This window comes from Streptomyces sp. NBC_01275 (assembly GCF_026340655.1).
Lineage (GTDB): Bacteria > Actinomycetota > Actinomycetes > Streptomycetales > Streptomycetaceae > Streptomyces.
Window position 1 is genome coordinate 9303995 of the sequence record NZ_JAPEOZ010000001.1, and the last position, 21315, is coordinate 9325309.

General features: G+C 71.5%; 14 protein-coding genes and 4 pseudogenes. 8 read left to right on the forward strand and 10 right to left on the reverse strand.

Translation table 11 applies throughout. The features are described from left to right. The first annotated feature begins 203 nt into the window (after window positions 1–203). Both OG562_RS40820 and OG562_RS40825 read left to right on the forward strand, forming a co-directional pair. On the forward strand, window positions 204–2897 hold the full coding sequence (locus tag OG562_RS40820) for a LuxR C-terminal-related transcriptional regulator (protein ID WP_266407092.1): 2694 nt from the start codon (window positions 204–206) through the stop codon (window positions 2895–2897). Window positions 2898–2944: 47 nt separating this feature from the next. Then, window positions 2945–3100 carry a helix-turn-helix domain-containing protein gene (locus tag OG562_RS40825; RefSeq protein ID WP_266407093.1) on the forward strand — a complete coding sequence of 52 codons (156 nt, stop codon included), beginning with the start codon at window positions 2945–2947 and terminating at the stop codon, window positions 3098–3100. Here OG562_RS40825 and OG562_RS40830 read toward each other — a convergent pair. After that, on the reverse strand, window positions 3088–4803 hold the full coding sequence (locus tag OG562_RS40830; RefSeq protein ID WP_266407097.1) for an MFS transporter: 1716 nt from the start codon (window positions 4801–4803) through the stop codon (window positions 3088–3090). The genes OG562_RS40825 and OG562_RS40830 overlap by 13 nt on opposite strands. A gap of 171 nt (window positions 4804–4974) precedes the next feature. Beyond that, window positions 4975–6717: a pyruvate dehydrogenase gene (locus OG562_RS40835; protein WP_266407099.1), complete on the reverse strand. Its 1743-nt coding sequence runs from the start codon at window positions 6715–6717 to the stop codon at window positions 4975–4977. A gap of 287 nt (window positions 6718–7004) precedes the next feature. Here OG562_RS40835 and OG562_RS40840 point away from each other — a divergent pair, with 287 nt between their 5' ends. From OG562_RS40840 to OG562_RS40850, 3 genes and pseudogenes are all read left to right on the forward strand, one after another. Beyond that, entirely contained in the window at window positions 7005–9350 is a 2346-nt protein-coding gene (locus OG562_RS40840; protein ID WP_266407100.1) for a helix-turn-helix domain-containing protein, read from the forward strand. Between the two features lie 257 nt (window positions 9351–9607). Further along, window positions 9608–10651, forward strand: coding sequence for a helix-turn-helix domain-containing protein (locus OG562_RS40845; RefSeq protein WP_266407101.1), 1044 nt, complete (start codon window positions 9608–9610; stop codon window positions 10649–10651). Between the two features lie 69 nt (window positions 10652–10720). After that, window positions 10721–10852: pseudogene (locus OG562_RS40850) on the forward strand (alpha/beta fold hydrolase); the annotation flags it as partial. Between the two features lie 2 nt (window positions 10853–10854). Here the strand turns inward: OG562_RS40850 and OG562_RS40855 are convergent. Beyond that, window positions 10855–10932 (reverse strand): annotated as a pseudogene (locus tag OG562_RS40855) (phosphodiesterase); the annotation flags it as partial. A 42-nt stretch (window positions 10933–10974) separates the two neighbouring features. On the opposite strand from OG562_RS40855, the pseudogene OG562_RS46100 reads away from it, so the two are divergent. Then, window positions 10975–11253, forward strand: a pseudogene (locus tag OG562_RS46100) (CGNR zinc finger domain-containing protein); the annotation flags it as partial. A gap of 34 nt (window positions 11254–11287) precedes the next feature. Here the strand turns inward: OG562_RS46100 and OG562_RS40860 are convergent. After that, a complete protein-coding gene (locus OG562_RS40860) occupies window positions 11288–11665 on the reverse strand; it encodes a hypothetical protein (protein WP_266407103.1) in 378 nt (125 codons plus the stop codon). A 147-nt stretch (window positions 11666–11812) separates the two neighbouring features. On the opposite strand from OG562_RS40860, the gene OG562_RS40865 reads away from it, so the two are divergent. Next, entirely contained in the window at window positions 11813–15280 is a 3468-nt protein-coding gene (locus tag OG562_RS40865) for a lipopolysaccharide assembly protein LapB (RefSeq protein WP_266407105.1), read from the forward strand. A gap of 303 nt (window positions 15281–15583) precedes the next feature. Here the strand turns inward: OG562_RS40865 and OG562_RS40870 are convergent, their stop codons facing one another. Both OG562_RS40870 and OG562_RS40875 read right to left on the reverse strand, forming a co-directional pair. Continuing rightward, window positions 15584–16603, reverse strand: coding sequence for a DNA-directed RNA polymerase subunit alpha (locus OG562_RS40870; RefSeq protein ID WP_266407106.1), 1020 nt, complete (start codon window positions 16601–16603; stop codon window positions 15584–15586). 431 nt (window positions 16604–17034) lie between these two features. Further along, on the reverse strand, window positions 17035–17730 hold the full coding sequence (locus OG562_RS40875; protein ID WP_266407107.1) for an alpha/beta hydrolase: 696 nt from the start codon (window positions 17728–17730) through the stop codon (window positions 17035–17037). 77 nt (window positions 17731–17807) lie between these two features. Between OG562_RS40875 and OG562_RS40880 the strand changes: the two genes are divergently transcribed. Next, the gene (locus OG562_RS40880) at window positions 17808–18356 is read left to right on the forward strand and encodes a TetR/AcrR family transcriptional regulator (protein WP_266407109.1); all 549 of its coding nucleotides are present in this window, start codon (window positions 17808–17810) and stop codon (window positions 18354–18356) included. 136 nt (window positions 18357–18492) lie between these two features. On the opposite strand, the pseudogene OG562_RS40885 reads toward OG562_RS40880, so the two are convergent. The 4 genes and pseudogenes from OG562_RS40885 to OG562_RS40900 form a co-directional block, all read right to left on the reverse strand. Then, window positions 18493–18705 (reverse strand): annotated as a pseudogene (locus OG562_RS40885) (GNAT family N-acetyltransferase); the annotation flags it as partial. Then, entirely contained in the window at window positions 18684–18956 is a 273-nt protein-coding gene (locus tag OG562_RS40890) for a hypothetical protein (RefSeq protein ID WP_266409886.1), read from the reverse strand. The pseudogene OG562_RS40885 and the gene OG562_RS40890, both read right to left, overlap by 22 nt. Window positions 18957–18986: 30 nt before the next feature. Next, window positions 18987–19691 carry a DUF4232 domain-containing protein gene (locus tag OG562_RS40895; RefSeq protein ID WP_266407111.1) on the reverse strand — a complete coding sequence of 235 codons (705 nt, stop codon included), beginning with the start codon at window positions 19689–19691 and terminating at the stop codon, window positions 18987–18989. A gap of 259 nt (window positions 19692–19950) precedes the next feature. Then, window positions 19951–21279, reverse strand: coding sequence for a serine protease (locus OG562_RS40900; protein WP_266407113.1), 1329 nt, complete (start codon window positions 21277–21279; stop codon window positions 19951–19953). Window positions 21280–21315: the final 36 nt, after the last annotated feature.

Consider the following 21315-nt stretch of genomic DNA (forward strand, 5'->3'; position numbering starts at 1 on the left):
TACGGGCGAGGACGGAGTGCGGAACAGGGGAGGCGGCCGGACCGCGGCGGCAGCGGACCGCACGGCCTGCGGACCGTGCTTGCGCGCGCCTGCGGCCCGTGCGGCGTGCGCGTATGGCCCGTGCGGCGCGCGCCTGCGCCGGAAGACTGGGATGGTGGAGGGGAGCGCCGCCCATGACCTGACGAACAGTGGTGGTGAGCGCCATGGCTGGCTGGGAGGAGAACGGTCCGGGCACCGCTGTGCCGTGCGCGGATCCCCACGGGGACCCGTTCCTGCGCGCACGGTTCGCCGTACCCGCGCTGCCCGTGACGTTCCTGCGCCGGGAGCGGCTGGTCGACCATCTCGACCAGGCTCTACGGACTCCGTTGACCATGGTCAACGGGTCCGCGGGCGCGGGCAAGACCATGCTGGTCGCCGACTGGACCGCGGGGCGCGCGGAGTGCGTCGCCTGGCTGACCACCGACGCCGCGGACCTGCGCCCCGGCATGTTCTGGGCCTATCTGCTGCAGGCCCTGCGCGCCTGCGGAGCGGCCCTGCCCGCCGACGTCGGCGACCCGGCGGACGCGAGCAGCGTGTCGCCCGCCCTGCTGGCCCGGCTCGCCGCCGCGTTGAGCGTCCGGGACCGGCCCGTGACCGTCGTGCTCGACGAGTACGACCGGGTGAGCGACCCGGAGATCGCGGAGCAGCTGGAGTTCGTCCTGCACCACGCGGGCGAGGGCATCCGTCTGATCCTGGTCACCCGCACCGAACCACTGTTGCCGCTGCACCGGTACCGGACGGCCGGCGGACTGACGGAGATCAGGGACGCGGAGCTCGCCTTCACGCCCGGAGAGGCCGATGCCCTGCTGGAACGGCACGGACTGCACCTTCCGGAGCACGCCGTGCGCGGCCTCGTGGAGCGCACCCGCGGCTGGGCCGCCGGCCTCAGACTGTGCGCCCTGGCCGCCCGGGAGAGCCCGGACCCCGAGACGTATCTCAAGGAGTTCGAGGCCGACCGCTCCACGGTCGCCGACTTCCTGCTGGCGGAGGTGCTCAAGCGGCAGAGCCCCGAGACGCAGGACCTGCTGCTGAGCGTGAGCGTCCTCGAGCGTTTCTGTCCGGCGCTGGCGAACGCCCTGACCCGGCGCACCGACGCCGAGCCCCTGCTGGCCGGGCTGCACCGCGAGAACGCGTTCGTCGAGCACCTCGGGCACGGCTGGTACCGCCTCCACCCGTTGTTCGGGGAGATCCTGCGCGCGCATCTGCGGATGCGTTCGCCCGGCCTCGAGCCCGAGCTGCACCGGCGGGCCGCCGTATGGCTGCGGCGTTCCGGATCCCTGACGGAGACGCTCGACCACGGGGCCGCCGCGGGCGACTGGGACCTCACCGCCCGCGCCCTGGTCGACGACCTCGCCATCGGCCGGCTCCTGAGCGGCCTGCGCGCCGACGATCTGGCCGAACTGTTCTCCCCCATGGGGCCCGAGGCCGACGGCCCCGCCCCGGACCTCGTGCGCGCGGCCTGCGAGCTGTCCCGCTGCGACCTCGAACGCGGCCTCGCCCACCTGCACCACGCCGAACAGGGCCTGGCGAGACTCGAGCCGGGCCCGGCGAGTCCCGCAGGGGAGAGCGGCCCGGCGGGCGACGCCCCCGACCCGGCAGCCGCCCGGCTGAGCTGCGCCCTGCTGGAAGCCCTGGCCGCCCGGCTGACCGGCTCGCCGGACCGGGCGGAGCGGGCGGCGGAGACGGCCGAGCGACTGCGGGCCCAGGTCCCCGCCCGCCTCCTGGACGAGCATCCCGAACTCACCGCGCTGCTCCTCACCCACCTGGGCTCCACGCGCCTGTGGGCCGGCCGCCTCGACGCGGCACGCGACGCCCTGTCCGCGGTGGCGGGCGGCCCCGGCTCGGCCTGGACGGCGCCGGCCCGCGAGGAGGCCCTGGGCCGCCTGGCCCTGATCGACTACCTGAACGGCTGGCTCGGCCGGGCCGAGCGCAAGGCCGCGGCGGCGCTGAGCGAGGCGGAACGGTTCAGCCTGCCGAGGTCCTTCGGCTCCGGCGTCGGGCGGGTGGTGCTGGCCGCCGTCGCCGTGGAACGCGACGAACCGGACCGGGCCCAAGCCCTCCTCGACGTGGTCGCCGCGCCCGACCCGTCCCTGCGGGACCCGGTCCTCGAAGCGGCCCGCGCCCTCGCCGCCGCCCGGCTGCTGCTGGCCCGCGGGGACCCGCGGGCCGCCCTCGACGCGGCGCGGCCGGACGTCGACGCCGATGTGCCCTCGCCCTGGTCGCAGGCGCACACGGCACGGGTCGCCGCCGCCGTACATCTCGCCGAAGGGCGTCCGCGGGAGGCGGCCGGGGTGCTGCGGGGGATGCCGGACGAGCAGGTGGCGTGCGCCGTGGAGGCCGCCCGGGTGCAGCTCGCGGCGGGCAGCCCCGGCTCGGCGCTGGAACTGCTCGACGGGCTGCACCCCCAGACCCGCCTCGGTCCGGCCGTGACCGTCCGGGCCCTGCTGGTGCGAGCGCAGGCCGCGGACGAGACCGGAGACGCGGCCGCCGCGCATCGGCTCCTCGCCCAGGCACTGCGCGAGGCGCGGCGCGAACGGCTGCGGCGGCCGTTCCACGAGGCCGCGCCGTGGATCGGGCCCTTCCTGGACACGACCTCGCTGCGTGCGCTGGCGGCGGGCTGGCTCACCCCCGGTCCGGCGCCGGTCGAGGAGCGGCCGCCGGTCGTGGAGGAGCTCAGCGGACGCGAACGCGACGTCCTGCGGCGCCTCGCGCAGATGATGTCCACCGAGGAGATCGCCGCCGACCTGTACCTGTCAGTGAACACGGTCAAGACCCACCTCAAGAGCGTCTACCGGAAGCTGGCCGTGAACCGCCGCCACGACGCGGTGCACCGCGCACGCGAGCTGAACCTGTTGTGAGGGCCGGGTCGACACGTCCGTCCTGGAGTCGGCCACGCGATGGCGTCTTGGGCGACAATCAGGCCGCCGGGGCCCGGCATCGCGGGCTGACCGTCGCCGCCGTCGCACAGCGCTGGGGGTTCACCAGCCCGTCCCACTTCAGCCGGGCATTCCGCGACGCCCACGGCATGTCGCCCAGGGAATGGCAGGCTCAGTCGTCGTAGGACGCGGGCGTGTTCGTACCCGCCCCGTCTCCCCTCCCGCCCCGGGCCCGGGCCGGATTCGCCCAGGAGGCGTCCTCCGGCGCGGGTACGGCGGGCGCGGTGGAGGCATCGAAGGCGTGGGTCACCTCCGCCCGGGCGCCGGGGAGGAGCAGCGCCCGGGCACGCTCCTCGAAACGACGGTCGGAGCCGGTGAGACGGCTGTGGTGCTGGGCCTGGTGTTCACCCCAGGATCCGACCAGATAGTTCTCGATGAACCGGCCGGGTTCGTTGCCGTCCTGGTAAAGGCCCCAGGTGAGGGCTCCGGTACGGCGCCTGGAGCGGGCGACGTGGGCCATGGCGTCGATGAACGAGGTGCAGTCGCCCGGCGCTACCCGGTAGACGACGGAGACCAGCACCGGTCCGTCGGCCGGCCCGGGCTCGAAGACCAGGGGCGGGCTGGGCCAGTGGTCGGAGAGCGCGGGGTCGATGCCCTCCATGCCGTGCAGGCGCCAGCGACACAGAGTGAGCGCGCTCAGGAGCAGGAGGGCGGAGCTCGTGAGCAGGGCCGTGGTGAGTCCCAGCCACTGGACGAGCGCGCCCCACAGCGGGGATGCCACGCCCTGACCTCCCTGGAACACCAGGAGATAGACGGCGAGTCCACGGGCGCGCACCCATCCGGGCAGGCGCGTCTGCACCGCCGCGTTGAGCGTGGACAGGACGCCGATCCAGGCCAGGCCCGCGGGCAGCAGCACGAGGGCGGCGATCCAGGGAGCGCGGACGGTGGCGAGAACCACCAGAACGAGCGCGATGACGAGGGTGCCGAAGGCCAGCATGCCGTTGGCGCCGAGGCGTTGCCGCAGGCGGGGCAGCACGAGGGCACCGGCCACCGCGCCCGTCCCGACCGCTGCGAGCAGCAGGCCGTAGCCGCCGGAGCCCAGGCCGAGGGACTGCGCGGCGATCAGCGGGAGGAGTGCCCACAGAGCCGCCGCACCGGGGATGAACAGGGCGGTGCGCAGCAGGACGCGCCGGACGCCGGGGGCGTTCCACACGTAGCGGCGGCCCGCGTACAGGGCGGTGAGAAGCCGTTCCCGTTCGGCGACGGGGACGGGCGTCTTCGGACGCCGCCAGAGCAGCAGGACGCCGGCGATGCCCAGAAAGGAGAGGGCGTTGAAGGCGAACACCCAGCCCGCGTCGGCCGCGGCGACCACGACACCGCCGAGGGCGGGGCCGACGGCGCGCGCGAGGTTCACGTTCACCGCGCCCAGGGCGGACACCTGCCCCAGCTGGTCCCGGTCCACGAGTTCCGGCTGGACGGCCTGCCAGGCGGGTCCCATGAGGGCGCTGCCACACCCCATCGCGAAGGTGAGGCACAGCAGAGGCACCGGGGCGAGCGCATCCGCGAAGGCCAGGACGGTCAGCGCCGCTGACACCGCGAACATGGCGAACTGCGCGACCAGCAGCAGACCACGACGGTCGAAGCGGTCCGCGAGCACACCCGAGGGCAGCGCCAGCAGAACGATGGGCAGGCTCGATGCGGTCTGGACGAGCGTGACCAGAGTCGCTCCGTGGCCGATCAGCAGCCACTGGGCGCCGACCGTCTGCATCCAGGAGCCGATGTTGGACACGAACTGGGCGATCCACAGGGCCCGGAACAGCGGCGCGGCCAGCGGCGCCCAAGCCGAGGCCAGACGTGAGGCGCTCCCACTCGACGATGAGGTGCTCATGCTTTCACTCCCGGACCGCGGACGACGTGACGGGACCGCTCGGGCCGAAAGGCTCCGGCGCGCGCTTCACGGACGTGGGTTGCCACGCAGGACGACCGCCGGACGCCGGACGCCGGATGCCGAGCAGATCGGCCGACGGACGCGGAGACGCGGAGACCTGCGCGGATCGGCTCACGGACGTGGAATGTTGCGCAGGTTGGCCCGGGCGAGATGGATCATGCGGCCGACTCCGCCGGTGAGGACGGCACGACTCGCCGACAGGGCGAAGCCGCTGACCTGCTCGGTGGTGATCTTCGGGGGGACGGCCAGCGCGTCGGGGTCGGTGACGACGTCGACCAGCGCGGGCCCGTCGTGGGCGAAGGCCTCGCGCAGCGCGTCGCGTACGTCCCCGGGTTTCTCGACCCGGATGCCGCGCGCACCGGCCGCGGTGGCGATGGCCGCGTAGTCGGTGTGCGGGTACGCCGTGCCGTGCGGAGGCAGACCGTCGACCAACATCTCCAGATCGACCATCCCGAGCGAGGAGTTGTTGAAGACGACCACCTTCACCGGCAGGCCGTACTGCACGAGGGTCAGGAAGTCGCCCATCAGCATGGAGAACCCTCCGTCGCCGGAGAGGGACACCACCTGTCGTGTGCGATCGAGGAACTGCGCACCGATGGCCTGGGGCAGTGCGTTGGCCATCGAGCCGTGCACGAAAGAGCCGAGAATACGGCGACGGCCGTTCGGCGTCAGGTAGCGGGCGGCCCATATACAGCACATCCCGGTGTCCACGGTGAAGACCGCGTCGTCGGCCGCCTCCTCGTCGAGCACCGAGGCCACGTACTCCGGGTGGATCGGCGTGTGCTTCTCGACGTTGTGGGTGTAGGCGCCGACAGCGCCCTCCAGCGCGTGGACGTGCCGGTCCAGCATCCGGTCGAGGAACCGGCGGGACGGCTTCTCGCGCACCGCCGGGGTCAGACAGCGCAGCGTCTCGCCCACGTCTCCCCAGACGGCGAAGTCCAACTGCGTACGACGGCCCAGTCGTTCGGGCTGCACGTCGACCTGCACCGTCCTCACGTCGCGGGGCAGGAACTCCGTGTACGGGAAGTCGGTGCCGAGGAGCAGCAACAGATCGCACTCGTGCATCGCCTGGTACGCGGCGCCGTACCCCAGCAGACCCGACATGCCGACGTCGTACGGGTTGTCGTACTGGATGTGTTCCTTGCCGCGGAGCGCATGCCCGACCGGAGCCTTGACCTTCTCTGCGAAGGCCATCACCTCCGCGTGCGCACCCGCCACGCCCCGTCCGCAGAACACCGTCACCTTCTCGGCGGCGTCCACGAGTCTGACCAGCCGGGCCAGTTCCTGGTCGCCGGGACGGACGGCGGGCCGGTCCAGCGGCATCGCGAGCTCCGCGCCGCTGTCCGGGGAGACCTCGGCCGCGGTGTCGCCGGACAGGGCCACGACCGACACCCCACGCCGGCCGACCGCGTGCTGGATCGCGGTCTGCACCACCCGGGGCATCTGCTTGGGGGTGGAGATCAGTTCCGAGTAGTGACTGCACTCCTCGAACAGCCGGTCGGGATGGGTCTCCTGGAAGTACCCGGTGCCGATCTCGCTGCTGGGAATCTGCGCGGCCAGTGCGAGCACCGGCGCCATCGACCGGTGTGCGTCGAACAGACCGTTGATCAAGTGCAGGTTGCCCGGTCCGCAGGAGCCCGCGCAGGCGGCCAGTCTGCCGGTGAGCTGTGCTTCGGCACCGGCGGCGAAGGCGGCGACCTCCTCGTGCCGGACCTGGATCCACTCGAGCGCGTCGTGTCGTCTGACCGCGTCGACGACGGGGTTGAGGCTGTCGCCGACCACGCCGTACATCCGGCGTACACCGGCGCGCGCCAGGAGGTCGACGTACTGCTCGGCGACTGTCTGTCTGGCCACGAAACTCCTCGAGCGGTCCGTAGGGGCGCGGCCAGGCTAGTGAGGCGCCGGGGGGCCGGATTGACCCTGAGCGCACCGGCTGCGGCCTGGCAGCGCACGCAGGTGGGCCGGCGGCCGTCAGCGGACGTGCCTACGCCGAGGGCCTGCGTGCATCCGGTGGTCCGCCGGACAGGTCCCGGGCCCGCGGCGCTCGTCGAACGGCCGACAAAGCGGGCCCTTCTACAATTCTCGTGATCATGTTCGGGCGTTCCGGCCTGGGTGTGGCGCGCAAGAGGAGGCGGAGCGGAGTGGCCGGTGACAGCGCGGCTTTCGGGGCGCTGCTGCGGGAGTCGCGGCTGAGGGCGTCGCTGACGCTCGAGGGCCTGGCCGAGGCGTCGGGTGTGAGTGTGCGGGGCATCGGCGATCTGGAACGGGGGCGGCGGGCGGCCCCGCAGCGGCGGACGGTGGCCGCGCTCGCCGACGGTCTGGCGCTGGGGGAGCGGGACCGGGAGCGGCTGCTGGCCGCCGCCCGGTCCGGCCGCAGTCCGGGGTACAGCCCGTTGGGGGTGCGCGCCTTCCCGCGCGGCATCGACGACTTCGTGGGCCGGGAGCAGGAACTGGCGCGGCTGGCGGAGCTCGCCGACCTGTCCGCCGACCGGCACTTGTCCGCCGACCGGCACGTGTCCGTCGACCGGGTCGAGCCCGCAGCGGGGGCCGCAGGTGAGGTCGAGCCAGGGGCGGGGGCGGCCGGATCGCCGGTGGTGGCGGCGGTGTCCGGGCCGCCGGGAACGGGCAAGACCACGCTCGTGCTGCACGCCGCCCGGGAGCTGGCCGCCCGGTTCCCGGACGGGCAGCTGATGGTGGACCTGCGCGGCATGGACGACGCTCCGCCCGGGCCGGCCGAGCTGATGTTGGGGGTGCTGAAGGCCCTCGGCGTGGCCGACCGGGACCTGGCGACGGCGGGGCCGCAGGGCCATCCCGGGCTGTACCGGCAGGTGCTGGCCGACCGGCGGTGCCTTCTGGTGCTGGACAACGCCCGCGACGAGGCCCAGATCCGCCCGCTGCTGCCCGGCGCCGGCGGGGGAATGGTGGTGGTGACCAGCCGGCGGATGCTCACCGGGCTGGAGAACGTCCACCGGCTGCCGCTCGGGGAGCTCACCGCACGGCAGGCGGGCGTCTTCCTGACCGGTCTGGTGGGCGCGGAACGAGCCGGCGCCGACCCGGCCGCGCTGGCGGAGGTCGTCCAGCGCTGCGGACATCTGCCGCTGGCGCTGCGGGTGGCGGGCAACTGGCTGGCCACCCGCACCGGCTGGAGCGTGCGCCGCCTTGCCGACCGCCTCGCCCTCGAGGAACGCCGCCTGGACGCGCTGACGGCCGGGGACGTCCGTGTGTCGGCCGCCTTCGACCTGTCCTACCGCCAGCTCACCCCCACGGCGGCCCGCCAGTTCCGGCGCCTCGCCCTGGTCGAGGGCCCGGACGTCGGCGCGGCCTGCGCGGCCCGGCTGACCGGGCAGCCGCTGTTCGACGCCGAGGACACCCTGGAGGAACTGGTCGAGACCGGGCTGCTGGGCGTGGAGGGAGACCGCTACCGCTTCCACGACCTGCTGCGGCTGTTCGCCCGCGCCCGCCTGGAAGCCGAAGAGAGCGCCGAGGACGCCGCGCGGGCCCGTGCGGCGATGAACCGCTGGCTCCTGGAGACCGCCGTCGTGGCCGGCCGCTGGTACGAGCCCGATCACGGCGCCCCGGCCCCCGACTGGCAGGGCGCCGTCGACCTGTCCACCGCTGAAAGAGCCCGCCAGTGGCTGCAGGCCGAGGGCGTCAACTGGCTGGCCGCGCTGCGCCGGGCAGCCGCGGGGGGTGAGCACGCCATCGTGGTGGAGGTGGCCGAGGCCCTGCACTGGTTCTCCGACCAGTGGATGTTCTGGGGCCACTGGCCCGAGGTCTTCGACACCGCCGCCCGCTCCGCCCAGGCCCTCAGAGATCCCCTCATCGAGGCCACCCAGCTCAACTACCACGCCTGGGCCCTGCTCGTCTGCGAGGGGCGCCCGCACGACAGCGTCGCCCGCTCCGCCCAGGCTCTCGCCGCCGCACAACGCGCCGACGACCTGCCCCAGCAGGCCTGGGCTCACTGCTACGCGGCCTGGGCCCACCGACAGCTGCGCGATTTCGTGTCGGCCGCCGACCACAACCACCGGGCCACCCGGCTGTTCGAGGCGGCGGGTGACCTCCACGGCATGCTCCAGGCCATGCACAGCGACGGCCTCAGCCTGCTGGAGCAGAGCCAGGGCGAGGCGGCCCTCGAGTCCCTCCTGCATACGCTCGCCTTCCTGGATCAGGCCGGGGATCGCATCGAACCGCACATCGCCCACGTCACACGGCTCTCCCTGCACATCGGCGTGGGGCGTTCCTGCGCTCTCACCAGGCGTTGGGACGATGCCGTCGACCATCTGCGGACCGCCGTCGGCCTCAGCCGCCACAGCGGCAACACGGGCATGGAAAGCCGCGCCCTCATCCACCTCGGCAGCGCCTTCCTGACGGCTGGACGCAAGGCGGAGGCACGAGAGGCGTTCGCCCGCTGCCTCTCCCTCGGCGCGGCTGCCGACCCCCAGTGCCTGACCGAGGCACGGGAACGACTCGCCCACTGCGACGACTGAACCCGCCGGCGTTTCTGCCTGTGTTGTGCCTGGAGCCCGCAAGGGAGGGCTGATTGGCTGCTCGTGGCGGGGGAACGGATCGCGACGACGCGACCCGGCTCCCGGTCGCGGAGGGATTTCGCCCACGCGCCGGGGCGTCCGCATGTGACGAGGCACCGGCCATCACTTCCCAGGAGTTCGGGCTCCTTGCTCCGGCCTGTGTTCGCGGCGGGCCCGTGGTCCCCGCCGACATCGCATCGGGTGAAGGGGAGAGCCAGTTGAGTCTGGTACTGACGACCGCTTCGGTTCACGACCGGGACAAGATCGCCTACTGGCGAGACGCGGTGGGGAGAACGCTGGGGCCGACGGCCGTCGCCCCGCGGGGCGACGGTCCCTTCTCCGGCCGGATCACGACCGACCGCCTCGGCTGCCTCCAGGTGTCCACCATGGAGGCCGACGCGAAACGGGTCAGCCGTACACCGGAGCTCATCGCGCGCTCGTCCGGGGCGTACACGGTGGTCGGCATCCAGGTGTCGGGCACGGCGACCCTCGTCCAGGACGGCCGACGGGCCGAGGTGGGCGAGGGCGACCTCGTGGTGTACGACACGACGCGGCCCTACTCCTTCGACTACCCGGACCGGTTCTCCACCCACGTCTTCCAAGTACCCCGCCGCGTGCTGGGCGTGCCCGGCGCCGACCTCCGTCGGATCACCGGCACCGCCATCGGCCCCGCGGACGGCCTCGGCGTGGTGCTGCTGCCCTTCCTGCGCACGCTGGCCACCTCGGCGCACGCGTACTCCCCTGTCGTCGGGGCGAAGCTGGCCGACAGCGTCATCGACCTCCTCGGCACCCTGGTGGCCGAGCGGACCCGGCAGGTTCCCACGGACACGGACGCCACCCGCGCCCTCCTCGTACGGCGCGTCCGCAGCCACATCGACCGGAACCTCGGCGATCCGGATCTGTCGCCGGAGGACATCGCGAAGACACACCGGATCTCCGTCCGCTATCTGCACCGGCTCTTCGAGGGGGAGGGGATCACCGTCGCGCGGTTCGTCCAACAGCGCCGCCTGGAGGAGTGCGCGCGCGAGTTGGCCCGCCGCGGCCGGACGACCCCCACCGTGTCAGCCGTGGCCCAGCGATGGGGCTTCGTCAGCCCCTCGCACTTCAGCCGGACCTTCCGTGCCGCCTACGGCCTCTCCCCGCGCGAGTGGCGCAGCCTGCGCACCGTCGAGGACTCCGTCCACGGCGTGGCCGAAGGCGGCGACGGGCCCCGGCGGGGCGTCCCGCCGGTGGCCGACCTCCCCGCCGCCGACCACCAGTAGTCATCGGCGTCCTGCTCCACTCGAACGGCAACGGCCGATCGCCTCCGCCGTACGCGGCTTCGAAGAACGACCTGGTACACCGACTTCCGGGCCGACATCCCGGCCATCGACGTGCCGGCCCTGATCGTGCACGGTACGGCCGACCGGATCCTGGCCGCCGCGGGAACCGCGCGACCGTTCCACAAGGTGCTCCCGTCCGCGTCGAGGCCGGGCGGCTGGTCGCGGTCTGCGGCGTGATCGCCCTCCCAGGGCATGCGCAAGGTCCACGTGATGGCCGGGACGTCCTGCGGCAGTGCGGTGAGGGTGGCGTCGATCCAGGCGGAATTCGTCACGACGGAGACGGCGGCGTCGCCGATGACCTCGCCACGGTGCAGGGAACGATGCGCTGGATTCAAGAGCAGGGGGATCTGCTGGCCGGCTGCGTTCCGGCTGGAGGCTTGTCGCGGCCCTGGCCCGAGCCGCCATCGACTTCCTCAGCGGCCCGCAGCGCATGGCAGTTGCGATCCTGCACCGCACCCCGCTGCGTGCGCTGCTTCGTCAAGAGCCATGGGCGGCAGGAGTGGTGCAAGCCGTCATGCGGAAACCGGGCCCGAGCGGCTCAGGTGTGCCGCAGCGGTGTCGGCGTGCCGTGCTCCTCTATTGCATGTCGCTGGGCGAGTCGACGATGCGTCCGCCTTGATCGGTTTCCTGCTCGACGTCGGCGGCGCGGGCGGTGACGGGTGAGCCGTTGATGACTCCGCCGTGGGTTGCGGTCTGTGTGATGTCGGATCCGTCGCGGCCGATCGCTCCTGAGTTCTCGATCCGGCCGTCGCGGGCTGCCCGGACGCGGTGGCGGGAGCGGCGGGGAGCGGTCCGGGTCAGTAGGGCCAGCCAGACGCCCGCCGCCGCGAGCACGGTCAGGGCCGCGGCGAGGGTCCAGTTCCACTGGTCGGTGATCAGGTTGGTGACGATCCCGGTGGCGATTCCGACGAGCACGCCGCCCGCGCTGACGGCCTTCTGCGTCGCTGTGGCCATGGGAACTCCTGATGGGTCGGCGGCAGTCGAGATGTTCTCTCTGCGGCAGTTCCAGCTGGGCAGTTCTTCTCGCCCGAAAGCTACCGTTGTGTCAGATTATCGACAACGGTCCGCGGGGACATGGGTTTTGACGGCAGAGAGGTGGACGTGGGGGATCTCGGAGCGCTGTTCACGGATCGCAGGGCGGCGTTGAGCGCCGTGCGCGCCCTGGCGGAGGAGGGCGGCCGGCAGCGGGTACTGCTGCTGACGGGGCTGTCGGGCATGGGCAAGTCCACGGTGCTGGCCTATGTGCAGGCGCGTCCACCGCGCGGCTGGACCTGCGCGGTGGTCGACGCCGAGGCGGTGGTGTCGGGGATGGCGGTGCGCACGGAGGGCGCCGAGGAGGCGGCGCTGCAACTGCTGCGCAGCGTCGGCGGTCATCTGGCCGCTCTGGGGCCATGGTGGCGCAGGCGCTGGCTGCGGCAGAGGGCCGCGTCGATCGGACGCGTACGGCCCCTGCGGGTCAGTGTCCGGCAGTGGGCAGGTTTCGGCGGCCGCATCAGCAACGCTCCGGTGCACGTCACGGCCGGGGCCCTCAGCCAGGGACAGCGACGCGGGGAGTGGACCGACCAGCTGCTGGCTGTGGCCCGCGGGGTGAGGCGGGGGCGGCTGGTGCTGATGGTGGACACCTGCGAGCGGCTGGCCTACTTCGACGATGTCCGGGCCGAACGACCCCGGCCCGGGCAGCCGTACGGGGTCGGCGGCTGGTTCAACGGCGTACTCGACCAACTGCTGGATGCCATGCCGTACCTTCGCGTGGTCCTGGCCGGCACGACCACTCCCGCGATGGCCACGACCGAGGGCTCCGCCGACCACAGGGTCGGCCATGTGGAGTTGCAGCCCTGGAAGCCCGGTGACACCCGCCGTTACCTCGCCCGCCGGGGACTGCAGGTCGACGCCGAGGTCGCGGCTGCGGTGACCGACGCCGAAGGCGGCCTGCCCGTCACCATCAGCTGGATCGCGGACGTCCTGAGCGGCCTGCTCACCGACGGGACGGCCGGGATCCCACCTGCCGAACAGGTCCTCGCCCAGCTCACCGAGCCGACCGGGCCGAGCCGCACGCAGTGGCTTCGCCAACACGTCCTGGACCGACTCAGCGAGGGAACTCTGCACCTGCTGCGCGCGGCCGCCGTCCTGGACGCCTTCACTCCCGCCGCCCTGCTGACCGTCGCCGGGACGAACGGCCCGGCAGACTCCGACGCGTTCACCCGCCTGTCGCGGACCTCCTGCATCAGCCCTCACATCGCAGGCTACGACGGGGAGCCCGGGCCGGGCGGCCGCTGGCGGCTGCATGCGGTCATGCGCAGATGGCTGATCGAGGACGCTCGTGCCCACGACGCACAGCAACCGCCCGCCCGGCGTACCCTGCCGGCCCTGCACCGCGCCGCAGCCGAATACCACGAGGCACTCGCCGGTGATGGCGGCTGGTCGCTGGACGCCGCCCGTCACCGGTTCGCCACCGGCGACGACATCCATGCCGCCGCATGGACGACACGCCTCACCGCGGCATTGCAGACGACGCCACCGAACATCCTGCAGATCCAGCTCCTGACCGACGCCGTCCTGAACTCCGAGGACTGCGGGAAATCCCTGCCCGCGATCGCCGCCGACGCCCACCTCGCCTCAGGATTCGTCGCCTACGATCTCGCGCGGTATCCCTCCGCCCAGGACCACGCCGAGCAGGCCCTGGCCCTCTACCGCACCCTCGGCGCCCGCAGCCGCGCCCTGTACCTCTCGGCCTGTCTGGCCGGCCAGGCCGCCTGGAAACGCCCCCGCTACCAGGACGCAGTCGAGCACTGGACCACCGCTCTGACCCACCACCCCGTCCACACCGGCGTCGGCGTTGCCGGGCCCGACGACCTCTGCCTGCACACAGCCCTGGTCGTGGCCTCCCTGAGAACCGGGAACGCACGCCGCACCCGCACCCTGCTGGACCAGCCGACGTCCACCCCCTGCACCGGGCAACCGGTCGCCGACTCGTCGGACTCTGTGGGGGCCGACCAGTCCGGCCCGGCAGTGGAGTACGCCCTGCCCGCCTTCGTCCTGGGCGAACTGATAGCCCCCGAACAGCACGCGGCGCGCCTCCACCTCCTACACGCTGAAACAGCTCTCGTCCTGGATGAATACGACCAGGCGGCAGACCACGCGCACCGGATTCTGGACGATCCCGTGGCCGACCGGCACCACACCGCCCTCGCCCATCGGCTTCTCGCGCGCATCGCCCTGTCCGCATGGAGCTTGGACCAGGCCGGCCGGCACCTTCGCGACGCAACCACCGAAGCCCGCCGATGTTCCGACCGGCGCTGCCTCGTGCACGTGCTCCTCACCAGGGGCACCCTCGCCAGGCTCAAGACCGTCTGGTCACCACCGCGGGAATCCGCATCAGCCGTCCCGGCAAGCCTGTCCCTCGCCCAACGCGCCGAATCCGCCCACCAGGAACAGCTCGCGGCCCGCGAACTCTCCGCGGCGGCGGACCTGGCCGCCGACCTCGACGACCCACTCCTGCAAGCTCACGCCATGGCGAACACCGACCCGGACGCGGCCCTCGTCCTCTACCGCACCATCGGCAACCAGCTCGGCGAAGCAGACACCCTCTACCTGCTCGCTGACACCGCCCGGATGCATGGTGATCTGGACAGCGCCGACCGGTGTGCGACCCAGGCCGCCACCCTCCACCGTCTCATCGGAAACCGGTCCGGCGAAGCCGACGCCCTCCGTGTACTCGCTGACACCGCCCAAACGCGCGGTGATCTGGAGGGTGCCAACCGGCACGCGACACAGGCCCTCGCCCTCCACCGCGCCCTCGGCAACCGGCAGGGCCAAGCCCACACCCTCTACCTGCTCGCGGACGCCACCCGGATGCGCAGTGATCTGGACGGCGCCGACCGGTGCGCCGCCCAGGCCCTGGCCCTCTACCGTGCCATCGGCCACCTGCAAGGCCAGGCCCACATCCTCCGTCTGCTCGCGGGCAATGCCCGGACGCGTGGTGATCTGGACCGCGCACACCAGTACGCGACACAAGCCCTCACCGTGTACCGCACCATCGGCCACCGGTCCGGCGAAGCCGACGCCCTCCGCGTACTCTCGGGCACCGCCCGGGATCGCGGCGATCTGGGCGGCACCGACCGGTGCGCCACCCAGGCACTCGCCCTCTACCGCGCCATCGGCCACCGGTCCGGCGAAGCGAACGTCCTCCGCCTGCTCGCTGACACCGCCCAAACGCGTGGTGATCTGGACGGCGCGGACCGGCACTCGACACAGGCCCTCGCCCTCTTCCGCACCGTCAACGACCGACTCGGCGAAGCCGAGGTATTGAGCGCACTCGCGACCAGCGCCCGGATTCGTGGCGATCTGAAGCGCGCGGACCGGCACGCGACACAGGCCCTCGCCCTCTTCCGCACCATCGACGACCGACTCGGCGAAGCCGACGTCCTCAGCGAACTCGCGGAGATCGCCTGGCGAGGCGGCCGCACAGCGGACGGGCGCCGCCACATGGAGGCGGCGGCAGCGCTGTGCGACACCCTCGGCATGCCGAAGCGGGCCGACTCGTACCGCAAGAAGCTACGCAAATGGTGACCATGGTCGACGTCGTCGTCGCCCGGGACACGAGGGGTCCGCAGCCGATCCGAAGCGCGTCAACGTTCGGATACGGCGACCTGCAAGTGGGGCAGGCCGCCGAACTCCACGGTGGCGCCGACCAGACCCGGTCCGCAATCAGGCGCCCGGATGACCGAGCAAGGGAAAGCGTCGCGGCGGAAAGCATGACTGACGACCCACCTGGCGCGGACCCTGCCGAGGTTGCCCAGCGGGCAGGGAACCGCGCCGAGGTTACTGTGTCCCGGTACGCGAAGTGTCGCTGTGACCGGTCCAGCGCGGCGTTCAGTATTGCTCGGTCTCCACGAAACCCGCGTCCGCGTCGTCGTCCGCGCCGAGGGCGCCGACGGCCGTCGGGTCGAATCCGGGCGGGCTGTCCTTGAGGCCCAGGCCCAGACCGGCCAGCTTCGCCTTGACCTCGTCGATGGACTTCGCACCGAAGTTGCGGATGTCCAGCAGGTCGGCCTCGGAACGAGCCACGAGCTCACCCACGGAGTGGACGCCCTCGCGCTTGAGGCAGTTGTACGAACGGACGGTGAGGTCGAGGTCCTCGATCGGCAGTACCAGGTCGGCGGCGAGGGCGGCGTCCGTCGGGGACGGGCCCATGTCGATGCCCTCGGCGTCGATGTTGAGCTCGCGGGCCAGACCGAACAGCTCGACCAGGGTCTTGCCGGCCGACGCCATGGCGTCACGCGGACGCATGGCCTGCTTGGTCTCGACGTCGACGATCAGCTTGTCGAAGTCGGTGCGCTGCTCGACACGGGTCGCCTCGACCTTGTACGTGACCTTCAGCACGGGCGAGTAGATGGAGTCGACCGGAATACGACCGATCTCCTGGCCCACCTGCTTGTTCTGCACGGCGGAGACGTAGCCGCGGCCACGCTCGACCGTGAGCTCCATCTCCAGCTTGCCCTTGCCGTTGAGCGTGGCGAGGACGAGGTCGGGGTTGTGCACCTCGACACCGGCCGGGGGCGCGATGTCGGCGGCGGTGACCAGACCCGGACCCTGCTTGCGCAGGTACATCACGACCGGCTCGTCCTGCTCCGAGGAGACGACCAGCTGCTTGATGTTGAGGATCAGGTCGGTGACGTCCTCCTTGACGCCCGGCACGGTGGTGAACTCGTGCAGCACGCCGTCGACGCGGATGGACGTGACCGCCGCACCCGGGATCGAGGACAGGAGCGTACGACGCAGAGAGTTGCCGAGGGTGTAGCCGAAGCCGGGCTCCAGCGGCTCGATCACGAACCGGGAGCGGAACTCGTCGACGACCTCTTCGGTCAGGGACGGACGCTGAGCAATCAGCACGTGGTGTTGCCTCCAGTGGTTTGGCGCCCGCTATGTGACGCCGTAGACACCACGAAGGGTACGTGCGATACGGGCGATCCGCTCTCCGCGGAGGGCGAACTGCCTGTCTTCCCCACCCGGCGAGGCGGCTTCGGGCCTCCCTTCCGCCCGACGCACCACGCCGTTTCTGCTGTTCCCGCGTCCAACTCGAGGACGCTCAGCTGCCGGGCAAGCGTGCGCGGCCATGGCCGGTGATGTCGTGATCACGGCGTTGGCCGGGACAGCCTTCGCGATTTTCCGCAACCCGTCCGGAGCAATCCAACTCCATGTTCCCCGCCCCATATGCCTATGCGTACCCCACTGGTTCACCCGTGAAAAGGGCCGTACCCCACCCGGCCCCGCAGTGTCCTGAAACGCAGGTGAGCGCGTCCGCCGACACGCGGCCGTCGCCGTCACAGCCCGAGGATCAATTCGCGTACAGCGGCCGGCTGGGAGAGGAACGGGTGATGGCCGGCGTCGAGTTCCACGACGCTGCCCGCCCTGCCGGCGTACTCGCGTTGCAACGGGGCGGGGGTGCCTCTGTCCTGGGCGCAGACGAGGTACGTCGAGGGAACGTGCCGCCATGCCGCTGCCTGCACCGGCTTCTCGAGGACCGCCAGGCTCTGCGGGGCCGTCCTGTCCGCAGCCTGTCGCTGGATCTCCGGATCGCAGTCTTGGAGGAACGTCTCGGCCAGAGCGTCGGGCCGGACGGCGAAGGTGCCGACCTCGGGATCGACGTCGAGAAACGGGGCGGGCTCCTCGCCGCCGAACGAGGAGAGGCTCTGCCCGACCTCGGGCAGGTAGCTCGACACGAGCAGCAGGTGGTGCACGGCGTCGATGCCCGCAGCCGCCTCCGCGGTGACGATCCCGCCGTAGCTGTGGGCGACCACGACGGTCGGCTCGTCGCTCGCAGTCAGTACGTGCCGGACCGCGGCGACATCTTCGGCCAGCCCGGGTCCTCCCGCGCCCGTCGGCTCACCGGTCTCGCCGCAACTCGGCAGGGCGGGCGCCTCGCTGGCGACACCCCGCTGGGCCAGCAGCTCACCGGTCCGGTGCCACCACCACGATCCGTCCTTGACGCATGCCCCGTGCACGAAAACGACCCTCATCAAGACCTCCTCGTCTTCTTCCACTTGCCTGTGAAACGATGTTAGACGTACTGGTAATTACGTGAAAAGATGACCCGATGGGCAGGCGGCGGCAACCGCAGATCAGACAGCGGCTTCTCGTCGCGTGCACCGACTACTCGCTCGAGCACGGGCTCCCCGACCGGCTCGAGCCGCTGGCTACCGCCGCGGGCACCTCGAGCCGGATGCTGATCTACCACTTCGGAACCCGTGACGGACTGCTCCGCGAGATCCTCGGACAGGCCCGGCAGCGCCAGCTCCAGGCCTTCACCGACCTGATATGCCTGCGACCTGACGAGCCCTACCCGATGACCCTTGCCCGCGCCTGGTCCGCGATCTCCGGGCCGCAAGGCGAGCCCTACCTCCGTATGTTCAGCAGGCTGCACGACACCGCGGGAGAGCCCCTCTGGCCCGGCTTTCGGCGGACCGCGACCACCGACTGGCTCGCGCCCCTCGAGGCCGGCATGCGCAGCCTCGGGCGACCCGAGCTGGCCACCGTCGTGCTCGCCGTCATCCGTGGCCTCCTCATGGACCTGGACGCAACCGGCGATGGCCCACGCACACACCAGGCCTTCCATGACTTTCTCTCCACGATCGGCGGCGACTGAGGGCGTGTCTGAGACCGATTCGGTGGGCTTGGCGCAGGGATGTCGGGCCGGAGCGGGTGGCGGGTCCGTCGCGGGTGAGCCGACGCAGCGTCATGTCGGTCATGGTCCAGCGGTTCATGACCGTGGACCGGCCACGTCACGATGGCGCTGCGTAACAGCGGATGGCCACCGTCTGGTGCGGCTCCACTGCTGCTCGTCCGCAGCCATCAGCCGCCATCAGCCGCCATCCCAGCCGCTCGTACAGGGCTGCCGCAGCAGTATCGGAGGTGACGACGTCGAGCACCGGATGCAGGCCACGACGCCGGGCTTCCTCCACTGCCTGGCCGATCAGCAGTGCACCGATCCGATGTACCGACCTGTACGCCGAGATCTTCGGCGACCGCGCCCGGGCCACCACCCTCGTACGGACGCCGCAGGACGGCCTGGACGGTCGCCGAAGTCGCGGGCATGGACGGGGACGCCGCCGTCGGCGGACACCGCGAGCCCGCCCTGGACCTGCTTGAGGTCCGTCTCGCGGTCCTTGGGATGCCCGTACTCGATGACCGGGTACATGGTCAGCCGGCAACTGAGCATGCTCGCGGTGAGCGCCGAGGTGATCATCGCGCCCCCGCCGACAGATCGAATCGAGGGTCAGTTGCCGCCGGCAGCCTTGAACATGTAGTTCTCGGAGTTCTCACGGCTGACGTTCCAGTACGAGACCAGGGGGTTGTCGTCGATGTTCAGGAAGTCGGCCTCGTCGGGCAGCGGGACCTCGATCGGCCCGCTGTCCGCATCGGCGTTGGAGACGCGACCCTGGAGGCTGACGGTCATCGTCTCCACGGCCTCGGTCGGCGCGCCGGTCCGGAAGAGGAGCATGCCCGCGTACGCCTTCTCGCCCGGCCCGATCGTGGCTCCCTTCGTCTCGGACTCCAGGGGGCCGACCTGGTCCTCCCGCCCGTTGCCGAAGCGGACGATCGGGTAGTGGTACAGGGCGCATTCCTTGCCGCCGGTGTTGGTGGCCGTGAGGAGGAGGTGCCGGGCCGAGTCGTGTGCGTAGACCGTCGTAGCGATCGAGATGTTCGCGTCGCTGCAGGCGGCGGTGACGGTCCCGCCGCCGCCGGAGTTCCCCGACCCGCCGGAGTTTCCCGAGCCGTTGTCTGAGTCCTGCGAGCTGCCGTCCGTGCCGGTGCTCTCGCCGTCGGGCTGAGCGGAGACGGTCGCGCTCGGGGTGGCGGACGGGGTGGTGCCCGTGCCGTTGTTCGTGCCGTCCGGCTCGCAGGCCGTGGCGGAGAGGAGGGCGGTGAGGGCCGCGGCTCCCAGGGCGTGGGCCTTCCAGCTCCTGTGCGCAGTGCGCATGGTGATCCCCCGTGTGGAGTCATAGGGTCTGAATGTTCGACTAACCAGGTTGACGAGGCAGCGAGGAGATCGCTGAACTCCCCTTCCTGCGTCACCGTGACGGCCATACGTCCGGGGTCAGTGGTCGTGGTCGGCCGACCGTCGCGGGGCAACGCTCCCTTCGTCTGCTGGCGCCCGGCTGTGGTGAGCCGGACGCCGACGTCAGGGGCGGATCATGCAGCTGGGGTTGGTCGTAGGTGCAGGAGGACGGCTGCGAGGGTCAGGGTGTGAGGTTCTGGACCGTGTTGTAGAGCAGTTGGTCGTTGTCCTCAAAGTGCGGGGCGATCATCCAGACCCCCTCGCCGCTGACGAAGTTCGGGTACTTGGTGGAGTTCACCCCGACCTGAGTGCCGATGCCGGTGACCGGGTCGAAGTTCTGGAACCAGGGGCCGCCACTGGCGCCGCCCGTCATATTGCAGGTCATCTCGTAGTCGGTCTTCAGGATGAAGTCCTTCCAGGTGCTGCCGTTGCACTCTACGAGTGAGCGCCCGTCGTAGCGGTAGCGCGAAATCTTACGGGTGGTGTCCGGTTCCTGACCCGGTTCCGGAACAGGTGTGCTGACGGTGTCCCAGCTGCCCTCGTTGGGGTAGCCGAAGGCGAACATGGTCTGGTTGTAGGGCTGGTTGAAGGCCACGTGCTGGGAGCCCACGACGTCGGCCAGGCGCACGCCGGGTCTGGTCGGGTCGGCGACGGTGAGCGCCGAGACGTCGTAGTTGAAGTTGGACAGGTTGACTGTGTTGGGGTTCAGCGTGGCGAAGTCGTTCCACTGCGCCGTGGTGTAGACGGCGGTCGCGGGCCAGAGCCCGTAGGGTGCTTGGTCCAGGCCGACCTTGGTGCCGTCATAGCCGGGAATGAACATCCACGCGTCGTCGGTGGCGCTCACCGAGCCCTTCTGCATGGCGCCGGTGAGCGAGCCGAGCGCGACCACGGCCAGCGGATTGGCCACGCAGTGGCCCGCGGACAGGACGGTACTGCCGTTGGCGCTGTCCACCACGTTCGCCGAGCACTCGGTGGGGTAGGCGACCGTGCGGACCGTGGTGGTGGTCCCGTCCGCGACGGCGGTCACCGTCGTGCTGTCCTTGAAGATGTGCTGCGCGGTGGTGTCGGCCGGCACATAGGCTCCGGTGGAGTCGAAATGGAACCACTGAGTCGAGTCCACCGTGCCGATCGCGTCCCCCGGCCGGCTGGGTCGGGTGGTGGTCGGCCAGGCCAGCGTCTGACGGTAATACAGTCGTCCGACGGTCTGGTGCACCGCACCGGGGCGGCTCCAGATACGGCCCTCGTCCAGATTGCTGTAGTGGGGGCCGTCGACGCCGTAGTCCGTGTTGTTGGCGTTCCACAGGGCCATGTCCTCGCTGGTCCAGTACGCGATCACGGCGTTCTGCCGGTCGGTGCCGGTGGCCCAGGCCGCCTGGTTGACGGCGACCGGCGGTCGCACCGTGCCGGAGCCGGAGTCGTCCGCGTGCACACCCCCGGCACCGGTCCCCAGCGCCCCGAGCGCGAGTGCGACCGCCCCGAGCGCTCTGATCATTCCCTGCAGTCGTCGCATGGAGCATTCCCCCGAATCTGCCGAGCGATGGCTGAC